Raw genomic sequence first — 3,499 nt, 5'->3', positions numbered from 1 at the left:
TATATGATAACTACAGCAATAGCCATTACCTTTGCAATTACCGCAGCCATTTTGGTTCAACCGGGGTCAGGTATCGAACGTGCTTCTGATGCTGACTTCGAACCCAGTGAAGCGCCTTCAGTGAGTGAGGTCATTGTGAATCTGTTCCCGGACAACCCGATTAACGCGATGGCCGAAGGCAACATGCTGCAAATTATTGTGTTTGCGTTGCTGTTTGGTATATCGATGGCATTAATTGGCAAACCCGGAGAGCGTTTAAAAGGCTTTTTTGACGATCTAAACGCCGTCATTATGAAGCTGGTGGTTATTCTGATGAACGTTGCGCCTTACGGTGTTTTTGCACTCATGGCAAAACTGTTTGCAGAAATCGGTGTGGAAATGATTGGCAGTCTGGCGAAGTACTTCTTGCTGGTTCTGTTTGTTTTATTAGCTCACGGCTTGATTGTTTATCCGCTATTTATGCGCGTTCTGGCTCGGGTAAAACCCGGTATCTTCTTGCGTAAACTGCGCGACGCCCAATTATTTGGCTTCAGTACGGCCAGTAGTAATGCCACCATGCCCATTACATTAGAAACAGTTACACGCCGCTTAGGTGTCAGTAACAGCGTTGGTTCCTTCACTGTGCCTTTGGGCGCGACCATCAATATGGATGGTACGGCGATTATGCAGGGTGTGGCAACAGTCTTCATTGCTCAGGTGTATGGTCTGGACTTAGGCGTTGCTGAGTATCTGATGGTTATTATGACCGCTACATTAGCCTCAGTTGGTACGGCAGGGGTTCCAGGTGTGGGGCTTATTATGCTGGCTATGGTATTGCAGCAAGTTGGCTTACCGGTTGAAGGCATTGGCCTCATCATTGGTGTTGATCGCCTGCTGGATATGACCCGAACCGCAGTTAACGTCACTGGTGACGCTATGGTCAGCTGTGTTGTTGCGCGTTCAGAAAACGACTTCGATGAAGAAGTTTACTACGACAAAGAAGCTGGTAAAAAGTTAGAAGAGCTTTAACTTTACTGGTAAAGAACCGGTGCACGCTTAAGCGTGCGCCGGCACTCCGGAATGAAAACGCAGTTCTGTGTCTTCAGACGTAATTAACTCCGCTTCCCACTCTCTGAATTGATTCACTCTTTCCGTAATATCCGTATCACTGAGTTTTTGTGCCAATTCCAGATAATCCTGATAGTGTCTTGCTTCCGAGCGTAGGAGCGATACATAGAAGCGGGTAATATCTTCATCCAAATAAGGCGCAAGCTTTGCAAAGCGTTCGCATGAACGCGCTTCTATCAACGCGCCGATAATAAGCTTGTCAATTAACGCTTGTGGTTCGTATGTACGAACATGGCTTATCAGGCTGGCGGCATAGCGAGAAGCACTGAGCTTATACAGCGGAATATCACGCGCTTGCATTATCTCAAGAACCTGCTGAAAGTGATGCAGTTCTTCCCGGATAAGGCGTGACATTTTATCGATAATTTCGTCGGCATAAGGCTGTGACTCTGCGGCTTTTAATGCTTGAGACAGCTGCTTACTTTGTTGTATTTGCTCAATTCCACCAATGCCCCGGTAGACTAGGTTTTCGTAAGGTTGTAAAGCATCAAGCAGGGCTTGTGCATAGTCTTTATTAACTGCATAACGGCGCAGCAATAGAGCAGCACTTTGCGCAGCTTTAAGCTCACAATGTAAGTGATCGAGTAAAATGACTGGCAGGTTTTCTTCCCTGGCTGCCTGCTGAATCCACTCTTGCGGTGTTGGGCAAAGTAAAAAACAACGGATAGGCTCTAACAGCTTTAAATAAGGTTCGACGAGGCTATGATTCACAGCGATCCTTCTTGACTTAAAAATACAAAATAAATTAACAAACTCGGCGTCGTTCTATAACAAAAGGCCTTGACAGAAAAGAGGTGGTGCTGAATATTAGACACATGGGGTGAATTTTTCAGCAGTACCCGCATCAAAATTATAACGTATTTAAGAATTCGGCGGTATGACCGCGTACTATGGGGAAGTGAAGTTATGATACTGAATCATATTTGGGGCCTATACGCTCATCCAGTACAAGAATGGAAGTCTATCGATAGTAAGCGGGAAAGCTTTTTTTACTCTTGTTCTCACGTTTTATTAGTTGCTATTTTACCTTGTCTGGCGGCTTATTATGCCTCGGCTCATCTGGGCTGGAGCATTGGCGCGCGGGACTCTATTTATTTAACGCAAAACAGCGCACTTATGATGGCTGTTGCTATGTACATTGGTATTCTGGGCGCAACGTTCGCGCTGGCCTACTTAATTTACTGGATGGCAAAAACCTTCGGTGCTGATCCGAGCTTTACTAAGTCGTTAGAACTGGCTGCCTACGCGGCGACGCCGGTTATTATGTCGGGTATTGCTTCTTTGTATCCGGAACTGTGGTTTGTGGCTGTCGTTTTCCTTGGCGGTGTGGCTTATTCCGTGTACCTGCTTTACTCAGGTCTTCCGGTTATTATGCACATTCCTGAGGAGCGAGGCTTTCTTTATGCCAGCTCGGTAGTAACAGCAGGCCTTATTGCTATGGTTGTACTTATGGCAACCACCGCTATTTTATGGACCAACGGCTTCGGGCCTTCTTTCGTTTCATAAAACTGGCTTCATAAAAGAAAAAAGCCCGGCTCTGGTAAAACAGAGCCGGGCTTTTTTTGTGCATTATAAGGCTTTATTTCTTTAAGTAATGTCCAGCCAGACAGGTAACCGGCGCCGCTGTCGGTTTACCGTGTTGCCAGTCACCGCCTTCAACACCACTGCCTGCGATATCAATATGAATGTAGCTAAGTGGTTTTTCGCTGTCGATACCATGGTTATCCAGCCCGGAAACACCAACCAGGAACGCCATAGGGAACTGGTGCCCACGAGGTGTTGTAGCTGACGGGCCATTGTTCGAAGAGAGTAAGTCGTCACACAGAGTGCGACCTTTCACGAAGTCAAAGTCTTCGCGACGTGACCAGGAAATTTCAGTTGGGTCTCCGTAAACTTCGCCTGCATCAAACAGCGCCTGAGAGAGCTTCTGACGACGTGCATGGCCATTAGGTACAAGTGCGCTATAAGGTCCTTTTGACAGAGCTGCGTGTCCGGTCAGGGTGGCTACGGTGTACAGTTCGTGCTCGCCATCACTCTTCGCTGCTTCTTCACGCAAGTGAGACAGCAGGTCGGCCATAATCAGGCGGCCTTCAGCATCGGTGTTACCAATACGCACACGCTTACCACTGTGTCCGGTAATGATTTCATCCGCAACAAAGGCATCGGAACCAATACTGTTACGCACAGCACCAATTTCTGCAATCACATTCAAGTGTTCAGGTTGCAGTTCAGCCACTGTTTTAACAAAGCCCGCAACGCCTGCCGCACCACCTTTGTCACGGCTCATACCAGCCATGTGACCGCCAACTTTCAGGTCAGCGCCACCGGTGTCGTAGACGATACCTTTTCCGGCGAACATAACAGTACGTTCTGGCTTGCTGCCATGATACTC

3 protein-coding genes and 1 pseudogene are annotated in these 3,499 nt (G+C 47.4%); 2 read left to right on the top strand and 2 right to left on the bottom strand.

Features of this window, described 5'->3' with window-relative positions:
* A partial coding sequence (locus B3180_RS09155) for a dicarboxylate/amino acid:cation symporter (protein WP_286844163.1) occupies positions 1–1,008 on the top strand: 1,008 nt, incomplete at its 5' end.
* Positions 1,009–1,035: 27 nt separating this feature from the next.
* Here the strand turns inward: B3180_RS09155 and miaE are convergent.
* Positions 1,036–1,818: a tRNA isopentenyl-2-thiomethyl-A-37 hydroxylase MiaE gene (gene miaE / locus B3180_RS09150; RefSeq protein ID WP_278358340.1), complete on the bottom strand. Its 783-nt coding sequence runs from the start codon at positions 1,816–1,818 to the stop codon at positions 1,036–1,038.
* Positions 1,819–2,013: 195 nt separating this feature from the next.
* Here miaE and B3180_RS09145 point away from each other — a divergent pair, with 195 nt between their 5' ends.
* Entirely contained in the window at positions 2,014–2,613 is a 600-nt protein-coding gene (locus B3180_RS09145) for a Yip1 family protein (RefSeq protein ID WP_054486935.1), read from the top strand.
* A 73-nt stretch (positions 2,614–2,686) separates the two neighbouring features.
* Here the strand turns inward: B3180_RS09145 and B3180_RS09140 are convergent.
* Positions 2,687–3,499, bottom strand: a pseudogene (locus B3180_RS09140) (leucyl aminopeptidase family protein); the annotation flags it as partial.

The sequence above is a fragment of the Idiomarina sp. UBA4206 genome (assembly GCF_002383015.1).
Lineage (GTDB): Bacteria > Pseudomonadota > Gammaproteobacteria > Enterobacterales > Alteromonadaceae > Idiomarina > Idiomarina abyssalis.
The sequence above is the reverse complement of the archived record's forward strand: the minus strand, read 5'-3'. Positions and strand labels throughout refer to the sequence as shown.